This window comes from Sinomicrobium sp. (genome assembly GCA_029266035.1).
Classification (GTDB): domain Bacteria; phylum Bacteroidota; class Bacteroidia; order Flavobacteriales; family Flavobacteriaceae; genus Sinomicrobium.
In genome coordinates this window covers 35184-55916 of the sequence record JAJUFH010000021.1, presented here as the reverse complement: position 1 = coordinate 55916, position 20733 = coordinate 35184, and the positions used below count along the sequence as shown (strand labels likewise).

General features: G+C 42.0%; 15 protein-coding genes and 1 pseudogene. 8 read left to right on the top strand and 8 right to left on the bottom strand.

Annotation, left to right across the window (positions count from 1 at the left end; all coding sequences use genetic code 11):
* Nucleotides 1-230: 230 nt before the first annotated feature.
* Entirely contained in the window at nt 231-977 is a 747-nt protein-coding gene (locus ACYZZR_RS10285; protein ID WP_461533921.1) for a tetratricopeptide repeat protein, read from the bottom strand.
* Nucleotides 977-1564 (bottom strand): RNA polymerase sigma factor, encoded by a 588-nt coding sequence (locus ACYZZR_RS10280; protein WP_461533920.1) that lies wholly within the window; start codon nt 1562-1564, stop codon nt 977-979. Before ACYZZR_RS10280 ends, ACYZZR_RS10285 begins: the two co-directional genes overlap by 1 nt.
* Before the next feature lie 159 nt (nt 1565-1723).
* Here ACYZZR_RS10280 and ACYZZR_RS10275 point away from each other — a divergent pair, with 159 nt between their 5' ends.
* From ACYZZR_RS10275 to ACYZZR_RS10255, 5 genes are all read left to right on the top strand, one after another.
* Entirely contained in the window at nt 1724-2551 is an 828-nt protein-coding gene (locus ACYZZR_RS10275) for a hypothetical protein (RefSeq protein WP_461533919.1), read from the top strand.
* Nucleotides 2552-2699: 148 nt separating this feature from the next.
* The gene (locus ACYZZR_RS10270; protein ID WP_461533918.1) at nt 2700-3545 is read left to right on the top strand and encodes a hypothetical protein; all 846 of its coding nucleotides are present in this window, start codon (nt 2700-2702) and stop codon (nt 3543-3545) included.
* Nucleotides 3546-3750: 205 nt separating this feature from the next.
* Nucleotides 3751-4716, top strand: a complete 966-nt coding sequence (locus tag ACYZZR_RS10265) for a hypothetical protein (RefSeq protein WP_461533917.1) — start codon at nt 3751-3753, stop codon at nt 4714-4716.
* An 18-nt stretch (nt 4717-4734) separates the two neighbouring features.
* Nucleotides 4735-6741: a PKD domain-containing protein gene (locus ACYZZR_RS10260; RefSeq protein WP_461533916.1), complete on the top strand. Its 2007-nt coding sequence runs from the start codon at nt 4735-4737 to the stop codon at nt 6739-6741.
* Nucleotides 6729-9383 carry a CHAT domain-containing protein gene (locus ACYZZR_RS10255; protein WP_461533915.1) on the top strand — a complete coding sequence of 885 codons (2655 nt, stop codon included), beginning with the start codon at nt 6729-6731 and terminating at the stop codon, nt 9381-9383. The genes ACYZZR_RS10260 and ACYZZR_RS10255 overlap by 13 nt, the downstream gene beginning before the upstream one ends.
* Here ACYZZR_RS10255 and ACYZZR_RS10250 read toward each other — a convergent pair.
* Nucleotides 9364-10023, bottom strand: coding sequence for a GDSL-type esterase/lipase family protein (locus ACYZZR_RS10250; protein ID WP_461533914.1), 660 nt, complete (start codon nt 10021-10023; stop codon nt 9364-9366). The genes ACYZZR_RS10255 and ACYZZR_RS10250 overlap by 20 nt on opposite strands.
* A 97-nt stretch (nt 10024-10120) precedes the next feature.
* Nucleotides 10121-11218 carry an N-acetylmuramoyl-L-alanine amidase gene (locus tag ACYZZR_RS10245; RefSeq protein WP_461533913.1) on the bottom strand — a complete coding sequence of 366 codons (1098 nt, stop codon included), beginning with the start codon at nt 11216-11218 and terminating at the stop codon, nt 10121-10123.
* Between the two features lie 347 nt (nt 11219-11565).
* On the opposite strand from ACYZZR_RS10245, the gene ACYZZR_RS10240 reads away from it, so the two are divergent.
* A complete protein-coding gene (locus ACYZZR_RS10240; RefSeq protein ID WP_461533912.1) occupies nt 11566-14265 on the top strand; it encodes a putative LPS assembly protein LptD in 2700 nt (899 codons plus the stop codon).
* A gap of 124 nt (nt 14266-14389) precedes the next feature.
* The gene (locus ACYZZR_RS10235) at nt 14390-14770 is read left to right on the top strand and encodes a RidA family protein (protein ID WP_461533911.1); all 381 of its coding nucleotides are present in this window, start codon (nt 14390-14392) and stop codon (nt 14768-14770) included.
* Between the two features lie 73 nt (nt 14771-14843).
* Here the strand turns inward: ACYZZR_RS10235 and ACYZZR_RS10230 are convergent, their stop codons facing one another.
* The 4 genes and pseudogenes from ACYZZR_RS10230 to ACYZZR_RS10215 form a co-directional block, all read right to left on the bottom strand.
* Nucleotides 14844-15701 carry an N-acetylglucosamine kinase gene (locus tag ACYZZR_RS10230; RefSeq protein WP_461533910.1) on the bottom strand — a complete coding sequence of 286 codons (858 nt, stop codon included), beginning with the start codon at nt 15699-15701 and terminating at the stop codon, nt 14844-14846.
* A gap of 108 nt (nt 15702-15809) precedes the next feature.
* Entirely contained in the window at nt 15810-16811 is a 1002-nt protein-coding gene (gene gap, locus ACYZZR_RS10225) for a type I glyceraldehyde-3-phosphate dehydrogenase (RefSeq protein WP_461533909.1), read from the bottom strand.
* A 50-nt stretch (nt 16812-16861) separates the two neighbouring features.
* Nucleotides 16862-17848 carry a 6-phosphofructokinase gene (pfkA, locus tag ACYZZR_RS10220; RefSeq protein WP_461533908.1) on the bottom strand — a complete coding sequence of 329 codons (987 nt, stop codon included), beginning with the start codon at nt 17846-17848 and terminating at the stop codon, nt 16862-16864.
* A 324-nt stretch (nt 17849-18172) separates the two neighbouring features.
* Nucleotides 18173-18469: pseudogene (locus ACYZZR_RS10215) on the bottom strand (glucosamine-6-phosphate deaminase); the annotation flags it as partial.
* A gap of 411 nt (nt 18470-18880) precedes the next feature.
* Here ACYZZR_RS10215 and ACYZZR_RS10210 point away from each other — a divergent pair.
* On the top strand, nt 18881-20713 hold the full coding sequence (locus ACYZZR_RS10210) for a sodium:solute symporter family protein (RefSeq protein ID WP_461533907.1): 1833 nt from the start codon (nt 18881-18883) through the stop codon (nt 20711-20713).
* Nucleotides 20714-20733 lie beyond the last annotated feature (20 nt).

The window sequence follows — 20733 nt, the reverse complement described above, 5'->3', positions numbered from 1 at the left end:
TCCGTGGAAGATAAAAATGAAAATGTGTGTTGTAATTCCGAAATTCTTTGTAATTTCATAGACACGTAGAATAGAAAAACCCCGTTTTTTGGCACTTTGGCCAATTTTCGGGGTTTTGTTTCTCTAAATTACGGATTAATACGCTGAATTACAAATGTTTATTTAATTCTGAATGTGCCAAGTAATTCCGGCGTTTTTGTTTTGATATTTCCTGTATTCCACTAAACCCCTTACAGTTTTTTGAGCAGTTTTTTAGCAGTGTCAAAATATTCAGAACTTTCAGGTATTTGTTCAAGCAGTGTTTTACACGCTTCTACCCTATTCTGTTTAAGCAGGCTTAGTCCTCCGTACCACATAGCATCGTTTTTAAACGCCGAGGTCGACTCAAAAAGAGTTTTAAACATTCCATCGGCCCTCTCATACTCCCCTTGTTCCACCAGGCTTATAGCGTGATACAGCACAATTTCAGGCTGCTTGCGTTCTTCTTCCGGAAGACTTCCGAAAAGTGCTGCCGCTTCAGTGTAATCTCCGGTATTAAAAGCCTGTTCTGCCTGTTGTAGTACAGCATTGCTATCTCCTCTTACGGCTAGACTAATCTGAGGATAATGTGCGTAATCCTCATAAGAAGGCGATGTAAAGTTCTGGGAAATAAAAATACCCAAGAGCAGTAGTATGGATGCCGCTACGGCAAACTGCCATAGTTTTATTCTCCCCTTCTCACGGACATTGGATAAACTCCGTACCCTCTCATTCTCAAAATAAGCAGCAGAGGCCTCGCTTAGCGTTTCTTTGAAAGCCTCCGTTTCAGCTTCTCTTCCAAAAGTAGCCTCCAAATAGCTATGAATTTCCCGAAAAGCCTCAAAAGCTTCTCTAAAATCTGCATCCTGCTCTAAGCGTCGCTCCATTTCCCCTCTTTCCGAAATCGAAAGATTTTCGGAAAGATAGGCCTCAAATAATATTACGTCCATTTCGTCCATCAGAGAGAGGATTTTAATTTTTTATATTCCGGAGACTGACGAATCATTTCGGCCAGTTTACCGGTACAAAGTGATTTTTTCTTTCGCGCATAGGCATATGTTATTCCCATTTTCTCAGCTACGTCTTCCATAGACTTCAATCGAAAACTAATCTGGAGTAACTCCTTACACACCTCACCAAGCCGTTGAAACATCGCGGTAAAGATCTTTTCTTTCTCTTCTTCTACACAGGTTTCGGCAAGCAGGATTTCAGCCCCTTCATCTTTATATACCTCCTGCTCTCCCATTGTTACCTCTCTTCCGGAAAGTTTTTTTAGCTCGTTTAACCATCGCCGCTTACAAAGCAGGAAAAAGTAAGCGTCAAACGGACAGCTAAGCTGTAATCCTTTGTCTCTCGCCTGTTTGTATATAACGAGTAACACCTCTTGCACAACATCTTCAGCAGACGAAGCATCTCCGCTATTATTGCAGATATAGCGAACCACTTTAGGTACAAATTTTTCGTAAATAGCATTTACAACCCGAACATCGTTCTGTAGCAGTCCCTCTATATACTTCTGGTCGTCGTGCACTTTCTTGTCTGCCATACCTCTTCGGTCTATTAGCGGATTAAAGTACTAAAATAAAAAAGTTTTTCAGATATGGGTAACAAATCTTTTATCTCTGGATGTATAGATAGAAAAACAAAGATGGTTTCCGAAAAACCTTAAAAATTAAAGTAGAAACAAATCTAAAATTAAAATGTAATGAAAAATTTATTTTTTACAACTGCCTTAATCCTGGGTTCTCTAATGATCTCCTGCGATACTACCCAAGCAGATGAAGATCTAGATCTGACCCAAAAAAAAGAAGAACGGGAAATTACTGCAAAAGAAATGTGCAATGAAAAAAACCCTTATGACGAACAGGGGGTGATACACAACGAATTACTCGATTTCTACATAGCGCATACGGAAGACGTAAAAGACATCAATCCCGATCGTTGGATTGCAATTACAAAAGAATTTTACGAATCTAAGAAAATGGATTTTAACACCGTAGACATCGGAACCTTTAAAGAAGCCATATATATCTTTGAAGAAGCGAATATGTACGGTGACAATCTGATCTTAAATCTTTGCGAATACGTACCTTTCTTATGCAATATCGGGACTCCTGGCCCTTATAACCCCTCACCTACTTGGCCCGATCCGTTTTTTAACAGTGAGGGAAATGACGATGAAAATCTCACCGACACCGAACGCGCCCTCAACTATCTGCAATCTATCAAAACCGAAGAAAACAAGATACTGGAGAACAGTGAACTGAATGATGAAGAGCGCATTGCCCTATTAAACTACACTGCAGTAGCAAGGTATTCTGCGGGCTATTGGCACAACGTAATGCGCGTACAAAAATCGAAAAGCGACTGGTACGAGTTTGCCGAACAAAGTGTAGCCGCTATAGGACCATGCTATTTGTGCGATGTAGTGCGCGTAGACGCTGTTGCTACCGCTGTGGGGAGTGCACTATTAAACGATACTACAGGGGCTATTCTCGGGGCTTACGCAAGCGCAGTATTCATGCTTTATTAGTCGTTATCACCCCTAATTTCAAAATTTGCAAAAAAATAGTCGTATTAGAGGTAACAAAAATTTTATCTCTTGATATATATAAAAACAAAGGTGGGTTCTGAAAAACCTTTAAAAAAAACAGAGTAGGATAATTCAAAATCAAAACAAGATGAAAAAGTTATTTAAAATGGCCTTAGCCATATGTACAGTACTCACAGTAGTAGTTTCTTGCGATCAGGAAGACGATAATACTCCTCTGCCGATTGAAAAAAAAGAACGAGAAATCAAAGTAAGTGAAATGCGCTATGAAAAGAACCCCTACGACGATCAAGGGATGCTGCACAACGAGTTCCTAGATTTCTTCATCACCCGAGTCGACCTCAGTTCTAAAGAGATGAACCGTGAAAAGCTCTTCTCCTTAATAGAGGAGTTTCACAGTGTAAAAAAGATAGACTTTGAAGCATCAGATATCGAGATTTACCACAAAGTATTCGACTTCTATGCTGAAGCTAAAATACACTATCCGGGATCTGAATCTATATCCAGATTATGTAAATACTTCGATATTCCAATACTTTGCGACATTATTAAGTGGCCCTTCCCTACCTTATTGACGTTAGACGATGTTGAAGAAGGAGAGGCTACAGATCGTATTCTGAAATACATAGAGGAAATCAAAGCCGCAGAAGCAAAAATACTCGAAGATACCAGAATGGACGAAATTGAAAAATACGCTCTTTTAAATTACGCTACCGTGGCACGCCATTCGGCCGCATATTGGCACAATGAAATGCACGTGTTAAAATCGCAAAGCAATTGGTCTAATGCCGATGAAAGTTTAGCTGCGGAATACTGCTGGAAATGTGTGGGAAAATCAGACGTAGAAGGAGCAATCGGCGGAGCGATAACAGGAGCATTTGCCGGCGGCGTAGGCGCAGGTCCAGGGGCAGGTATTGGAGCAGGAGCAGCCAGTGCAGCCTCAGCTGTAGTTGAATTCTTCGATTGGCTGTGGTAACAAAGAAATATCATCAATACCATAAAAGGATCTCCACAACACTATTTTTTTAGGTTCATTAGTGAAGAAATCCCGCTTCCGTATGTCATTTCGGAGCGGGATTTCAAACTGTTTGTAACCGGGCTAGGAGGAACAAAATAAAAGAAAACCCCTCTCTATCAAGTTTTTTCCTATTTTTGAATTGCTAACCAAAACCAATTCCAATATGAGGACTGTAATATTCCCTTGTGTTTTTATACTATTTCTTTATCCATTACTCGGTAGTTGTGATCGCAAAACCTGTTGCGATGACCCTCCGGAAAACACAAGTTTCAACCCGCCTACAAGAGAAGACTTTCAGCGATTACAACAACAGTTTACGGATAGTCTGGCAGAAACCTTTGTGTTTAACACCAACGAAGGGCTGTATGCGACCTCCGCTAAGGGAACACAAATCCGCGTTTACCCTAACTGTGTGAACACCGTAGACGGAACATCAGTCGACGGAGAAGTAAGTTTGAAATTTCTTCAGTATTACGACCGGAGAACTACCCTTCTCGCCAGCATTCCTTCATGGGCCAGGACTAACACAGATATTACGGCTTTACTCAATATAGGGGCCTTCTTTAGTGTTCACCTTTACCAAGGTGATTCCGAGCTCTTCAGCAACTGCGAAATGCTGATTACCATTCCCTTTTCACTACTGCCAGAAACAGATCGGGAATTGAACCTTTGGAATGGTGATGAAATCTATCAGGGAACCGCCCCATGGCTCCCCTTAGACGGAGGACTCTTAGTCGAAGCTGACAATTACATCACCAGTTTTCTCTATGGCAAATGGAGGGCTATAAGCAAAAACGTAGAACTCTCCGAGACCACAAACGACATCCGGGTTCTGGTATCGGAGGGATACAACAGTGATAATGCCAGGGTGTACATCGCCTATCCTAACGACAACAATGGACTGGCACAACTTCATTACGACAGAGAAACTGGAATGTTCCACTCTCCTTATCCCCTTCCCGACATACCGCAAGCCTATCTCATTTTCCTCTCGGAAGACGACGGACAATGGAGGTATGGAATAAAAGAAATAACGGTCACAGAAAACACTACCTACACCCTTGCTCATAGTGAAACACAAAGAGCGAGCTCCGAAACTCTTATATCAGTCATAAACGACTTACCCTAACCCGGATAAAATACAGAAATGATATCACTTATACACCACATATCACCACAGAGCAACGGCAAGAATATCCTTACTATTACAATCGCCACGTTATTCTATCTCACGGGTATTGCACAGGAAGAACAATTGTCTGACAGCGTGCAGCGAACAGTCACCTTTACCCCCCATATTTCAGGAAATGCAGTAGAATTCCTGCCACAGCCTCCCCCTCTAATCCAAATGGCTGGGGCACCCAAGGCCTATTACTCCTATTTTTGGGAATTTGGAGACGGTAATTACAGTCGTGAAGAACAACCCCTACACACCTATAAAAACCAGGGAACCTATGAGGTTAACTTATGGGCTACCAATCATTACGACAATGGCAAAACCCCCAGTACTCGCCCGCAAAAGTTAGAAGTTAAAACGATTACCGAAAATTATAACGATCAGGCCTCGCTAGGTGAAGATCTACTATTACAGCGAAATCGCGAACCCGTTCCGGAAGAAGATATTGTCGTTATTCTGAGCTATAAAAACCCTAAACCCTATGTTACCAGAGGTAAGCTATATCTTTTTTACAACGAACAGCAATACAAAGAAAAGAACTTCGAACTTATTGATACCCGCACCTATCACGGTGAAAGAAGCATATCGGAGGTGGAGTTTGCCTACACCGGAATAACTGCAAACGGAGAACCTATGCTGGCTTCCACAGCAAACTTTAGCTTAGCGAGACAACAAGTGCAAGACACTACAGAAAGGACAAACCTCCCACTCACTCTCGAAGAGTCAAAAAGCTATTACAAAGACTGGAGTATTTTGGAATTTAATCAGATGGCTCCCGAAGAGGAACGCAATATTTTCTTTAGCCTGCGCACCGCCCCAGAAATGCTGAAAGACACCAGCGCCATAGTCACCGTAAGGAGTATTTATGTACCGGATGAAAACTACGACAATCACAAGGTAAAGGACATGGAAATGGAAATAGTCACCTCCCACGATCCCAATCGTATGTCTTCAAATGCTACTGTGATGAATTACCGGCTGGCAAACTTCAAAACTTTTCGCTACAAAATAAGATTTCAGAACAATGGCGAAGGTCCGGCAAACACCATACGGCTGGAAACTGAGATTCCGGAAATATTTGATAAGAGTACTATCGAAATAGAAGACCTCCACCCCAAATGTCCGATATGCCCAGACGACAAAGAGGTTTCTTATAGCTGTATAGACACCACCTATAAGGAAAATAAAGCCATTTTTACTTTTAAAAATATATATCTTCCGGGAAGCGAACAACAAAATGTCAAAGAATACGACTCTACTAAAGGCTTTGTAAAATACCGAATAAAACCTGGCAAAAATTTTCACAAGATAGAAACCAAAAGTCGTACAGCCATCTTTTTCGATAAGAACGAGCCTGTTATCACTAATTACGCCATCACCCGCTTCCTTCCCGGAATATCCATAGGAGCAAAGGCCGGCTATATGTGGAGCCCTGATCTGGATCACCACAAGGAATATTTTGTAGGAGCAACCATATCTCCCTACAAATCCTATCGAGGGTATCTGCAGGCAGAAATCATGCTCTCCGCCAATTCTTTCGACAAGCTGAAAACATTTACCGAAGAGGTCATAGGAAATAATAACACCATAGACACTTACAGGCTAAAAGCCTTGGAAGAATACCGCAATATCTCATTGTATATTGTACCCGTATCGTATCGGTATAACATCAACAATTATCTGGCTGTGGGAAGCGGAATTCAGTTTAGAACCGATCTCAGCAGTGCGCAATGTACCACGACTACCAGTGAATACTCCCTGGTTATACCGTCGGAGGGAATCGATTTTAGAGATAATACCAAAGATGAAATAAGTCAAACCGACGTCACACATGCCTTCCAAAATTTTCAAACGGGAATCTTTGTCGGATTTAACGCAGGGCTTGCACGCATAGGTCCCAGCATCGGAGCCAGGTATGTTTACAACCTCAACAATCCACACAACCAGATACAGCTGTATGCTATATGGAAATTCTGAGAAGGAAATACAACAAGATAACCGTAAAAAAAATATGGTTAATCGCTGTACTGATACTGTACTCTTCTCTACTCAAAGCACAGCTCACATCACATATATACGACGATATAGACAGACTTTCCACCTCCCCGTCTCCAGTAGTTCTCAGAGAATTGGAGACAAAAGAAATACAATACGCCACAAAAGCGAATAGTCTTGAAGAATACACCGCCTTACTGATTTTACAATGCAATATGGGGTATTATTACCGCGAGAACGGTGCATACCTAAAAGCCATAGCTTTATATGAAAAAGCATGGCAAAATTACAGAGGTCGGAAAATTGAGCATTACGACATCACAGAATTTTGTCTCAAACCCTTAGGAAACCTGTACACCATTTCCGGCGACCTAACAAGGGCAGAAAACACTATAAAGTCTTATCTCTTTATCGCACAACAACAAAACGATACAGAACAGGAAACAGCCGCCATTCTCAATCTTTCCGTAGTGTATCACAATGCGGGAAATTTTCGTATGGCCGCTCGCCTTTTGGAAACCCAGCTGTCGGTTTCTTCTCTGGCATCAGAACAGAAAACATCCCTACTCAACAATCTGGCCGCCAATTATTTTGCATTGAAACAATACGATGCCGTAGAAAAAACACTTCAAAAAGTTTCTAAAACACAACCTCAAATCGCTTTCAATCTGTATCGCAATGCTGCACAGCTCGCCAAGGCAAAAGGAGAACTCTCCAAAGCTGAAAATTATCTAGATAGGGCAGAAAACGAATTGTTGACACACTCTTTGTCAGCTAGAGAATTGGCTCGGATTTACGTTGAAAAAGCTGAACTAGCTTCTTTAAATCATCAGTATCCTAAGGCTAAAGACTTGTTGTTCCGCGCATTAAATTTTTTATTACCTCAACACCGGAAACACGATAAACCCACTACAGAGATGCTCTATGCCGAAAATGTGTTTATATCCGTTTTCGACGCCATGGCTGCCCTTCAATCTGAACCGGAAAAATCGCTGGAATATTACGAACTCAGCTTTCACGTCTCTAAACTTATCAGAACGCAAATCATCACACAAGAAGCTGCACTATTACAATTGGCAGAAGACAAAAACCGCAGTGAAAAGTGCATTGCACTTCTCTATGACATGTACAGAGATACCGGAAATCCTCAATATATGGAACGTGCATTCCACTATTCCGAAAACAACAAGGCATCTATTCTCAAAAAAACCGATTATCGCAAATCAATCGCTGAAGCTTTTCCCGACGATCCTCTGCTCTCTGAAGTGAAAAAATGGTCTGCACAACAGGAGCAACTCATCAACAAACTAGTACGCGCTCAACTTTCGGGAAATATACAGGGTACAAAACACTATACCGAAGCGCTTAATGATACTCAATTACAACTGGGGGCACTGTACAAAAAAGCATACCTGAAATACCCGTCTATGATAAATCCGGACCAAAAGATATCTCTCGATAGTATCAGGCAATTACTGCGAGACGACCAGGCGTGCATGGTGATTTACTTTAGTGGAAAGAAGCAACGGTTTATCTTTTCCGTCAGCAGCAATAGTTCAGAAATGTACCGTGAAGACAATACGGTTGAGACTGATAATTTAATCAGAGCGTACCTCAGCCTTTTTGAGGATCCACATTCCATAAACAACAACCCTTCAGATTATGCCCATAAAGCCCATTCATTATTCAACAAGCTATTCCCGTTTCCTATTTCCGAAAAAAAACTTATTGTTGTACCAGATGGCCTGCTATCTTTTATACCTATCGAAACCCTGCTCACTTCAAAAAGTGAGAGCGTTTCATACAAAACCATGCCTTTTCTCCTATATCGTCACCAGGTTTCCTATCTCACCTCTGCCTCTTTTTACCACCGGGCTTCACCGCCTATCTCCGGAAAAAAACTACTCGGCATTTTTCCAGTCTTTGAAGGTACCCCTGAAGCACTTCCCTACTCTCTCGAAGAAGCTCAGAGTATCAAAGCTCTGACAGAAGCAGCGATTATCACCGGAAAAAATGCCACCAAAAGTTCTTTTGTGCAAAATGCAAAAAACTACGGTATTCTCCATCTTTCTACACATTCCAGTGGCGGGAATTTTGTGGTTCCTCCCAGTATTGCTTTCAGTGACGACACTATGCTACTACACGAGCTATATAGCTTGGAATTTAAACCCAAATTGGTGGTTCTAAGTGCTTGTGAAACCGGAATAGGAAAAATACAAAAAGGCGAGGGACCGATAAGCATAGCTCGTGGTTTTCAGTATGCCGGAGCAAAACAACTTCTCTTTTCACTCTGGAAAGTCAACGACCGAGCAACAGCCCAATTGATGACCTCTTTTTATCGACATTGCGAAAAATACGGAGCAGCTACAGCCAACCGGAAAGCAAAAACAGATTATCTCGCCGACGACAAAATTTCCAACATCAAAAAATCTCCGTATTACTGGGGAGCATTTGTATATTACGGCAACCTTCAGCAAAAACAAACCTACACCGCCGATTACCAATATGCTATATTCGCAATCCTGATTGTCACTTTTGCAGTATTATTGATATACTTAAACCGTAGAAAACAACAGTATTCCAAAAGCGCAAAGGCAAATCAATCTATTTCAAAAAAGGTTTGATATTCTCTGCCCAGATGGCATATCCTTTGGCATTCATATGCGTTCCGTCTTCGCGGAATAGCTCAGGTCTGGCGTTGCCATTGGCATCCAACATATCGTCCCACACATCTATAAAGTGGAGTTTTTCGTTACGATCACACAGTTCTTTTATCTGCTGGTTCAACCTTATGTATTCTTCTCGCTTAGCCGCTCTTTTCTTACTCACACAGGGTTTTACTCCGATAACGTAAACATCCGTTTCGGGCATGCGCTCTCTTATTTCATCCAATAGCTTTTCAAAATCTTCTTTTGTCCTTTCAACACTTTTTCCTGTAACGATATCGTTATCTCCTTCGTACAAAAATATCTTCTTAAAGGGATGCCTAAATACCAGGTCTTCTTTGTAGTGTAATACATCGCTCATATGCGATCCTCCAAACCCTCTGTTAAGCCATGAAAAGCCCGGAAAATAAGAATTTATATCCTTCCAAAAACGCACTGAAGAACTCCCTACCATCACAGCGTCGTAATTGGAAACGTCGAGAGTGTCTGACTGTTGTCGGAATTTAACTATAGTTTTTTCAAAACGGGTTGCATCTTGTGCCTGTAAGCTGAAAAAGGACAAGATGAACAACAATGCAAAGCAGTATCGTATTCTCATGATTTAAATTTGGTTAAACTTTTGAAGAGAAAGATATATAAAATTCGTTTTCTCTCTCTATTATTTACAGAAATATCACAAATTGACTTGTAAACAACTAAAGCCTCAGTGCCTCTTCTACCGAAATGCGCTGACCGTTGCGATAGGCTACGATATAAGCGCTTTTATAGCCTTTGGCTTTGGCCTGACGCTGCAAACTCTTAGCTTCCTCATACTCGGTAGTGTTTCCATACAAATAGCGATAAACACTACCCTCCTGTTCCATAGAAATGGGTTCTAGCCCCCTAAAATTATAGCGTTTGGTCTCAATTTTATTACCTCCAGCTGCGATTTGTACCTTAAAAGTCACTCCCGCAGCTGCAGCGGTTTCTCCTTCATTAGAAACATCCTGAAAATTGTCTATAGCTGTATTGACCGCCAAATCTTTTTTATATCTGATGATCGCTTCGGCTATATTGTCGGACACTTCTGTTTTTCCTTTTTTAGAACTCAGATAGTTCTTTTCGTTTTTGTTGGTAATAAAGCCTGTCTCTATGAGTACACTGGGCATAAAAGTTTGGTGTAACACTATAAAACCAGCCTGCTTTACTCCTCTGTTTTTGCGCTTGAGTTTTACCGAGAAATTTTCCTGCAGCAATTTGGCCAGACGTATACTCTGTCCTAAAAACTCTTCCTGCATAATGGTAAGACCAATGATAGATTCAGGAGAATTGATATCGTATCCGGCATAATTTGCCTCGTGATTTTCCTCCAGATAAATAACCTCGTTTTCTGCCTTGGCTACTTCAAAATTCTGCCTGTTGGCATGCAGTCCTAGCACATAAGTTTCACTGCCATAAGCATTGGAGTGATGCGCATTGCAGTGAATAGACACAAAGAGGTCGGCTTCGGCTTCGTTGGCAATTTTTCCCCTTACGTATAGATTGACAAATTTGTCGGTCTTCCTGGTGTAAACCACCTTGATATCCGGATGTTTTTCCAGCTCTTTCCCTACCAACAACACCAAATCGAGGGCGATATCCTTTTCTTTTACACCGTTGGCTACTTTACCCGGATCGTGACCACCATGACCAGCGTCGAGCACTACGGTAAACTTCTTGTTTCGATGCTCATCATTCCCGTTTTCCCAACCAAAAGAACTGTGCCAACCTACAACTGTAAGCAACACCGACAACAACCATAGCCTTTTTTTCATGCACTTATTTTTTTGAGAGAATTCCTCGTGGTAACACTGTTATTTTTAAACGATCTCGTGAAAAAATATTGTAAGAAACCAGCGTTATTTGGGGTTAACCTTGTTTTTAACACACAATACCCTCACAGAGAATTTGGTACTCCCATTTAGCGAGGAGTCCCCGTCTCGCAAAAAAAACACAAAATCAAAAACCGTTTCGAGGAATTCGCATATTTTTTTCACATCTTTGCCAATGTAATCACAGGCCGGAGGCTAACACCTCCGAAGCACAGATCACACATCAGGCTATATTTTATACAAAAATAGGATTTAAAGCATTGCAAGCAAATAACCCATACATACTTTTAATGCTTATTTTGCTGTTGTGCCCACTGTTTCTCCAATCGCAGGAACTTCCGGTAAGGCAGTCCCTCAACATTGAGGCCGAGCAAGATTCGACCGATATACCGGTATCGGAGATACTTCCCGATCTGGCGATAAAGGACTCTGTGCTACAAGACAGCATTGTACAAGACAGTATTTCTCGCGACAGTATAAGTAAAGACAGTGTGGTGAAGAAAAAAAACTTCCTGGACGACCAAATCAAATACAAGGCTAAAGACTATCAGAAAACAGTCCGGAGCGAAAATAAGATATACCTGTACAACGAAGCCGAAGTGTACTATCAAGACACCGAACTCAAAGCGGGTATCATCGTTATCGATTACGAAAAGAAAGAGGTTTACGCAGGTAGAATAAAAGACACTACCGGTACGCTTGTACAAGCACCGTACTTCAAACAAGGGAGCAATATAGTAGAACCGGACTCCATCCGTTATAATTTCGACACTCAAAGAGCGTTGATTTGGAATTCTCGCTCTGAGCAAACCGTAGGAGGAGAAATGAACGTGTTTGCCGAAGTCACCAAAAAAGAAAACGATTCGGTCTATTTTCTACACGAAGGAAAACTCACTACCTCTAAGAACTTAGACGATCCAGAATACTACATCCGAGTGAGGAAAGCAAAGTTTGTACCCAAAAAAAAGGTGATTGCAGGATTTAGCAATATGTACATCGCCGATGTACCTACTCCTATTGCCGTACCCTTTGCCTATTTTCCCATGTCTCAAAAAAGCAGTGAGTCGGGCCTGATTTTCCCCACCTTTGGTGAGATTAACGACAGGGGGTATTTTTTGCAAAACGGCGGGTATTATTTTGCTATAAACGACTATGTAGATCTCGCTGTATTGGGAGATTACTACACCAATGGAAGTTACGGCTTCCGCACAGAAAGTAGTTATTCCGTACGCTACCGTTTCCGGGGGAATTTCAATTTCCGATTTGAAAACCTCGTACAGGGCCAAAAAGGATTTCCCGATTACAGCCGGGGTACTACCTACAACATACAGTGGTCGCACAGCCAAGACGCTAAGGCCAGTCCCAACTCTCGATTCTCTGCCAGTGTAAACCTCGGTAGTAGCCGGTATTACAAAGATTCGTACAACCAGATCAATACCGGGAATTTTATGCAGAATACGCTGACTTCGTCTATTTCGTATTCCAAGACCTTTCCGGGGTATCCTGCGGTAAATGTGAGTCTCACTGCCTCTCACTCACAGAACACCAATACAGAGACCATAAATATGACACTGCCTACACTTCAGGCCAGTGTAGAACGGATATATCCCTTTGCTCCGAAATCGGGAGTCAAAAAAGGAATTTTGCAAAACATCAACTTTCAGTACAGTCTGAGAGCCGAAAACAGTTTCCAGACCACCGACTCCCTGTTTTTCAAAAAAGAGATGTTTGCCGATGCCAGAACCGGGTTCAGACATTCTATACCGATAAGTACAAACTTTAAGATTTTGAAATACCTGAGTGCTTCGCTCAATGTAAATTACGACGAGACTTGGCAACTCAAGACTATTCGCCGACACGACTACGATCCCGAGCTCGAAATGGCTCCTACAGACACCATCAACGGCTTCGATCGCTTCGCTCAATACAGTTTTGGAGCCAGCCTGGGAACCACACTATACGGTACCCTTGTTTTTGATGAAGATAGCAAAATACAGGCTGTTCGACATGTTATGAGACCTTCTATAAGCTATGGATACACTCCCGGATTTGACCAGTATTACGAGGAGTATGTTGCCAATGAAGAAGGAGAAATCAGAGAATACACCCGTTTTGAAGGCGGACTGTACGGCGCCCCCGGAAGAAGTATGAGTAACAGCGTAAGTTTTTCGCTGCAAAACAATTTTGAGGCCAAGGTTAAAGACAAGGATACTACAGCTACAGAACCCAAAAAGATTACCCTGCTCAACCTCAACTTCAACACCAGTTACAACGCTGTAGCCGACTCGCTGCCCTGGCAACCCTTGAGATTTACTGGTAATATTCCATTTTTTGACGGAAAGATGACCGTCAATTTTGGCGGTACACTCGACCCCTATGCCATAGACAATGCAGGGAGAAAAATAAACAAGTGGAATATAGACAACGGAGGAGGCCTGTTCCGTTTTACCAATGCCAATGTCACGACGAGTTATACCATATCGAGCAAGACATTTGAAGGAAGCGGCATAGATCGCGACAACGACAATACAGCTAGTGGTGGACGAGACGACGACCTTTTCGGTTCGTCTATGGATTACAGCGACGGACGAATGTTTCCAGAAGACGACGATGACGAAGAAGAGGAAGAAGACACCAAATTATACGGGTCAAAGCTACCCTGGGATTTGAGACTTGCCTATTCGATGACCTATTCGAATACCGCCAGACAACGGGATATTAGCAACAACTCACTCATGTTCTCAGGAAATGTGGAGCTGACACCAAAATGGCGCGTAGGAGTCTCCTCTGGCTATGACTTTAAAAACAAAGGGTTCAGTTTTACCCAACTCCGCTTTGAACGAGATTTGGAAAGCTGGCGCATGAACTTTAGCTGGACTCCCTTCGGAACCCGTACTTCGTGGTATTTCTTTATCGGGATAAAGAGTTCCATGCTCAGCGATATCAAATGGGAAAAAAGACGCGAACCCAACAGAGGACTGGGGAGGTGATTTTGAGATGGGGTGAGGCGGAGACTTTGTGATGCGGAGATGAGGTGATGGAGGGATTTGGTGATGGGGAGATGAGGAGATTGTGACTGTAAACAAAAATATAGTGTAACCTAAAACTTTTGAAATGAAAAAGATTATAAACACCGATCAGGCTCCGGCTCCTATTGGACCGTATAATCAGGCGGTACTCGCTGGAAATACGCTTTATATCTCGGGACAGATTCCTTTGGATCCCGAGAGCGGAACACTTGTTTCAGGGTCTGTAGAGGAAGAGACAACCAGAGTAATGCAAAACCTCGAAGCCATTCTCAAGACAGCTGGAATGACTTTTGAAAACGTTGTAAAATCGTCTATATTTATCAGTGACATGAACAATTTTTCGCGTATCAATGAGGTGTATGCCAGCTACTTCAACGAAGAAAATGCTCCAGCTCGAGAGACTGTAGAGGTAGCCAACCTACCCAAATTTGTCAATGTAGAAATATCGATGATAGCAGTGTTGTAAAAACAATTACTGGGTGTAGTAATTATTATTTTATCACACCCAGTAATCTGATAGTTTTATTTATGAGTCTCACCTAATTAGAAGCGATATTCCTGTGATATTCCACTAGATTATCGATGGGACGTCTCAGTATTCTCCCAACGGTCAACTTGTTTTCCGCCATTATTTCCCTTAGCTCTTCCTGAAGATAAAAAGCTATACTTCCTATAAAGTGTATAGCTACAGTATCGGCCTGCTCGTATTGACGAATGGCGTTGTCGATAAACAACTGCATGCCTTTACGTATGAGTTTACGACTGTATTCGTATTGTCTATTTTCGATGACAAACCTCGCAAAGGTAGCGAGATAGGTGTTGGGATTAGGTTCTTTGTAGAGATTGTTTTTAATGACATCCGCATCGAGCTCGTAGGCCTCTGAAAACTTGTGAGCTAAGCCTTCAGGCATCCTGTGATAGTAATAATCTCTGAGCAACTGACGTCCAAAATAATTTCCACTACAATCGTCCATCAGAATATAACCGAGAGAGGTAATCTTTTGAAAAACCTCATGTCCGTCGTAATAGCTGCAATTGGAACCGGTTCCGAGAATACAGACTATAGCCTGCTCCCCGGGATTTGCCGTTGCGTGAATAGCCGCATAGGTATCCTCTTTTATGGAAAACTTAGCATTCACAAAGAAATTCTGAAATATCTTGGTCAGATAATTTTTCATCCGATCGGTACCGCAGCCGGCACCGTAAAAATAAAGCTGCGTTACTTTTTCTCTGTTATCGCTGAGCTCGAAGTTATTGGCAAGCCGCTCCGCTATAATTTCTTTGGTAAGCACCTCTGGACTGAGACCGAGAGTTCTGGTAAGAAATAACTTATTCCCCGCTTCATCAAGGGCAATCCAGTCTGATTTTGTAGCACCGCTATCAACAACCAATATCATAATTTCTGTTTATTACAACACCCCAAAAACAAGAGCCGACAAACGCGTCGTATTCTCTGTTTGCCGCCTCTTATAACACTCTTGTAAAACGAGGTTGTTTGGTTTTTATTACAGTGAGGATGCGTGAAGTGCCAGATCGACCAATTTGCTAGAATATCCGGCCTCATTGTCGTACCAAGCAATTATCTTGAAAAACTTGGAATTGAGCTCTATCCCGGCTTCGGCATCAAAAATACTAGTACGCGTATCGCCCACAAAATCCTGAGATACTACAAGCTCTTCGGTATATCCTAAAATTCCCTTAAGTTCTCCTTCAGAGGCGGTCTTTACAGCCTTCTTAATCTCCTCATAAGAAGTTTCTTTTTGAAACCGAACCGTAAGGTCTACTACCGAAACATCGGGAACGGGAACTCTAAATGCCATACCGGTAAGTTTTCCTTCTAGGGCAGGAATCACTTTAGTCACCGCTTTTGCCGCTCCGGTAGCTGCCGGGATTACATTGGCCAATGCACTTCTCCCTCCTCTAAAATCCTTTTTCGACGGACCGTCAACCGTAAGTTGAGTCGCTGTAGTAGCGTGTACTGTAGTCATAAGAGCCTCTTCTATACCGAAAGCATCGTTGAGTACTTTAGAAATGGGAGCCAAGCAATTTGTTGTACACGAAGCGTTGGAAACTATATTATCTGACGCCTTGACATCTTTGTGATTCACTCCCATTACAAACATTGGAGCATCTTTAGAAGGTGCTGAAATCACCACTTTTTTTGCTCCGGCATCTATGTGTTGCTGGGCGGTATCGAGAGTAGTAAAAATTCCGGTACACTCTGCTACCACCTCTGCACCAACTTGATCCCATTTCAAATTTTTAGGATCTCTTTCGGCAGTGATTCTCACTGTTTTTCCATTTACTACAAGATTGCCATCTCTCACCTCTACTGTACCCTTAAAAGTACCGTGTACAGAATCGTATTTCAACAGATATGCCAAGTGTTCTACATCTAGCAAATCATTGATAGCTACTACCTCTACATTATCTCTTTTTACAGTTTCTCTGAACACCATACGTCCAATTCTCCCGAAACCGTTGATCCCAATTTTTAAATTTGACATAATATTATCTGTTTAGAATTAAATTTTATTTTCAAACTCTCTCAAGGTGATCAGGTGGTCATAATATCAGACACCCTGAGGAGTTCTCTATCAATCTTCGACTTCCCTTTTACTGCTTGATCCAGAGGCGTTAATACGATTTTATCTTTGACAAGTCCTACCATATAATGAGTTTTTCCTTCGAGCAAACTCTCCACGGCTTTAACCCCCATACGGCTGGCCAGCACCCTGTCGAAGCAAGTGGGTCTTCCTCCTCTTTGAATATGACCTAAAACCGTAACACGTACGTCGTAATCAGGCAGGTTATCTTCTATGTAATCTTTGAGTTCAAAAACGTTTTTTCCTATTTTATCACCCTCTGCCACCACTACTATGCTCGACGATTTTCCAGACCGTCTACTTCGCTCCATAGATTCCAGTAAACGATCGAGACCTAAATCCTCTTCGGGGATAAGAATTTCTTCTGCCCCGGCTCCCAAACCTGTATTCAGCGCTATATGCCCGGCATCTCTCCCCATGACTTCCACAAAAAACAGGCGGTTGTGCGAAATAGCCGTATCTCTGATCTTATCTATGGCTTCCACTACTGTATTAAGTGCAGTATCGTATCCCAGTGTAAAACTCGTGCCGTAAATATCGTTGTCTATAGTTCCCGGAATACCCATTACCGGAAAATCATAAGATTCACTAAACAGCATAGCTCCGGTAAAAGAACCATCACCTCCTATTACCACAAAAGCATCAATATCGTGGTCGCATAGATTTTTATAAGCCTTCTCTCTCCCTTCAGGAGTTTGAAATTCTGTCGATCTCGCCGATTTGAGAATGGTACCCCCTCGGTTGATGATATTGTTTACACTACGGGCATTCATCTCTTTAAAATCTCCTTCTATCATCCCCTGGTATCCCCTGTATATTCCCACGCATCCCACATTGTGGTACGCACAGGTACGAACTACAGAACGGATAGCTGCATTCATCCCCGGAGCATCCCCTCCGGAAGTCAGTACAGCGATCTTCTTTATGTTGTTTGACATATATTCCATTTTAATGAAGCTATCAAATATATCTAATAATTTTCTACATAAAAACCTTATTGCTCGTGTTTGGAAATCTCTAACGTTTTCGTTGAAAACTTTTTACGTTTAGCTTCAACACCTTTACGCGAAAGATAAACTCAACCGTCGGAGACTACTTTAATAACTATTATTTTCCATTTGGACACTGTCTTCCAAATTCCTCTAAAACAACAGTTTCCTCTGTTAGAAAAAGATTGGTTTAACAACTTAGAAAAGCGGATTCAAAAGCAATAAATCACATCCCTATAAACCCTTTGACTGTTCATACAATAATCTACAATACTAAAAGTAATATCGCTTAAACGCTTCTATAGCCTCGTATTCTGCGAGTACCAAAGCGTCGTACAATCCGGCCGTAGCTTTGTTTTGCTCTTCAGCGCGAACCCAAAATTCTCTGAAATCATCACCCCGAAACATTACGCGATCTTTCTGCGACTGATGTAACAGTATAGCATTCCGCTTTTATACCACTTGATCGGGACTCGTAGAAACAGCCATTCTATCTCCTCTACCCCACTCGTGCCATGCTCCGCGATACAGCCACACCCAACAATCGTCCATATAAGATTCCGGTTTTATACAACGTAGCACCTTCGTAATCAGACGAATAACTAATGAAATGAATTATAGTTTTTCAGCAATCTAAAGTATGGTTTAGATCGTGTGGATGGAAATTTTTCAGCTAAACAACAGTCAAACCAGCACCAATAACATCCTTTTAACACCAATAAATATTAGTATTTTGAAGTTTTAATTTTTTTTAAAAACATTTTGTTATCAGTAAAATTACATCTATTTTTTCTCTCGTTTTGAGTTTTGACGTTCGTTTCACTAGGGTTTCACCCCTGTAAACAAACTTCAGATAGCCCTCTAAATGCACAATTTACCGATGAAAATCAAATGTATAATTATAGATAGCGAATCTGATGCGTTAAGTGTCTTGGCTGAGCACTTTTAATATCAACAAGCAAAACGACTAACTACAACTTTATGAAACTTTCAACATTAGATTATTCAATTATTATCGGGTTGTTTGCTATTACCCTTCTCGTAGGGCTTCTCGTTTCCCGATCTTCAGGAAAGAACACTACAGAATACTTTCTTTCGGGAAGGAGTATGCCTTGGTGGCTTCTCGGTTTTTCTATGGTTGCCACCACTTTCTCTACAGACACACCCAACCTTGTTACCGACCTGGTAAGAGGAAGTGGGGTTTCGGGAAACTGGACTTGGTGGGCCTTTCTCCTCACGGGCTTGTCTACAGTGTTTATTTACGCCAAGCTATGGCGAAAATCTAATGTGCTTACCGATATGGAATTTTACGAACTGCGCTACGGAGGTAAACCCGCCAAATTCCTCAGGGGCTTTCGATCGATATACCTCGGTTTTTTCTTTAATGTCATTACGCTTGCCGCAGTAAACCTTGCTGCTATTAAAATAGCCAGTGTAATGCTGGGGCTCACCCCTGTACAAACTCTGTTAATCGGGGGTGTTGTCACCGTTATCTTTAGTGCTATAGGAGGTTTCAGAGGAGTTGTATACACCGATTTTATATTGTTTTTTGTGGCTATGGTCGGGGCAATAGGTGCGGCCTATTATCTCGTTAATATCCCAGAAGTAGGAGGAATAACCAAAATGATTCAGCATGAGAATGTAATCGACAAAATCTCTATACTCCCCGATTTTTCGGATAAGGAAGCTCTGATTACCATTCTCATTATCCCATTGGCCGTGCAGTGGTGGAGCTCGTGGTATCCGGGCTCCGAGCCGGGAGGTGGAGGATATATCGCTCAGCGTATGCTGGCTGCTAAAAACGAGAATCACGCCATAGCCTCTACCTTCTTTTTCAATATTATGCACTATGCCGTCCGCCCATGGCCGTGGATATTAGTAGCACTAGCCTCACTCGTCGTATTTCCCGATATAGCAAGTATACATCAGGCCTTTCCAAATGTAGAAGAAAGTAAATTAGGACACGATCTGGCCTATTCGGCTATGCTGACCAAACTTCCCAGTGGTTTGCTGGGTGTGGTACTCGCCTCTCTCGGAGCAGCCTATATGAGTACTATTTCAACCCAACTCAACTGGGGTTCTTCATATATTGTCAATGATTTTTACAGACAGAATCTTCGGAAAAATGCCTCGGAAAAAGAACTGGTCAATATTGGGCGATTAGCTACCGTACTACTTATGGTAACAAGTGCTATACTTGCGCTTCTGCTCACCAATGCCAAGCAGCTGTTCGACATCATCCTCATGTTTGGAGCCGGAACAGGATTGGTATATATACTTCGATGGTTCTGGTGGCGCATCAATGCTTGGAGTGAAATTTCGGTAATGTTTACCGCTGCCATTATTAGTATGGTGTTTACCTTGTCTCCCCTCGGGAGTTTCCTCTTCGGAAGTACGGCGACAGACGGCACGCTCACCGCTGGAGTATTCCCTTCGTGGGCTACGCTTCCCATTACAGTAATTATAACCACTCTCGTATGGCTGATCGTCACCTTTATCACCAAACCGGAAGACAAAGAAGTGCTTTACAGTTTTTATCAGACAACACAGCCGGGAGGACCGGGCTGGAAAAAAATCACAGACCAAGCTCGTGCTGAAGATGTCAATATTGTAGATGGGAGACAAAAATGGGCAGTACCATCGGGAATACTCGCCACAATACTGGGCTGCATACTTATATATTCCTGCTTGTTTGCCACAGGTTACTGGATATACGGAAATTATCCGATGGCCATAGGGCTTACTGCTCTTGTATTGATATCGGGCATACTACTTATGGCTGTTTGGAATCGCATTAAAAAAGATGTAATGTAGCCGAAAATTCAGATACAATT

What these genes read in the sequence shown, in the direction of transcription:
- ACYZZR_RS10285 (WP_461533921.1), bottom strand. Translation starts at nt 977, where the DNA reads ATGGACGAAATGGACGTAATATTATTTGAGGCCTATCTTTCCGAAAAT.
- ACYZZR_RS10280 (WP_461533920.1), bottom strand. Translation starts at nt 1,564, where the DNA reads ATGGCAGACAAGAAAGTGCACGACGACCAGAAGTATATAGAGGGACTG.
- ACYZZR_RS10275 (WP_461533919.1), top strand. Translation starts at nt 1,724, where the DNA reads ATGAAAAATTTATTTTTTACAACTGCCTTAATCCTGGGTTCTCTAATG.
- ACYZZR_RS10270 (WP_461533918.1), top strand. Translation starts at nt 2,700, where the DNA reads ATGAAAAAGTTATTTAAAATGGCCTTAGCCATATGTACAGTACTCACA.
- ACYZZR_RS10265 (WP_461533917.1), top strand. Translation starts at nt 3,751, where the DNA reads ATGAGGACTGTAATATTCCCTTGTGTTTTTATACTATTTCTTTATCCA.
- ACYZZR_RS10260 (WP_461533916.1), top strand. Translation starts at nt 4,735, where the DNA reads ATGATATCACTTATACACCACATATCACCACAGAGCAACGGCAAGAAT.
- ACYZZR_RS10255 (WP_461533915.1), top strand. Translation starts at nt 6,729, where the DNA reads ATGGAAATTCTGAGAAGGAAATACAACAAGATAACCGTAAAAAAAATA.
- ACYZZR_RS10250 (WP_461533914.1), bottom strand. Translation starts at nt 10,023, where the DNA reads ATGAGAATACGATACTGCTTTGCATTGTTGTTCATCTTGTCCTTTTTC.
- ACYZZR_RS10245 (WP_461533913.1), bottom strand. Translation starts at nt 11,218, where the DNA reads ATGAAAAAAAGGCTATGGTTGTTGTCGGTGTTGCTTACAGTTGTAGGT.
- ACYZZR_RS10240 (WP_461533912.1), top strand. Translation starts at nt 11,566, where the DNA reads ATGCTTATTTTGCTGTTGTGCCCACTGTTTCTCCAATCGCAGGAACTT.
- ACYZZR_RS10235 (WP_461533911.1), top strand. Translation starts at nt 14,390, where the DNA reads ATGAAAAAGATTATAAACACCGATCAGGCTCCGGCTCCTATTGGACCG.
- ACYZZR_RS10230 (WP_461533910.1), bottom strand. Translation starts at nt 15,701, where the DNA reads ATGATATTGGTTGTTGATAGCGGTGCTACAAAATCAGACTGGATTGCC.
- gap (WP_461533909.1), bottom strand. Translation starts at nt 16,811, where the DNA reads ATGTCAAATTTAAAAATTGGGATCAACGGTTTCGGGAGAATTGGACGT.
- pfkA (WP_461533908.1), bottom strand. Translation starts at nt 17,848, where the DNA reads ATGTCAAACAACATAAAGAAGATCGCTGTACTGACTTCCGGAGGGGAT.
- ACYZZR_RS10210 (WP_461533907.1), top strand. Translation starts at nt 18,881, where the DNA reads ATGAAACTTTCAACATTAGATTATTCAATTATTATCGGGTTGTTTGCT.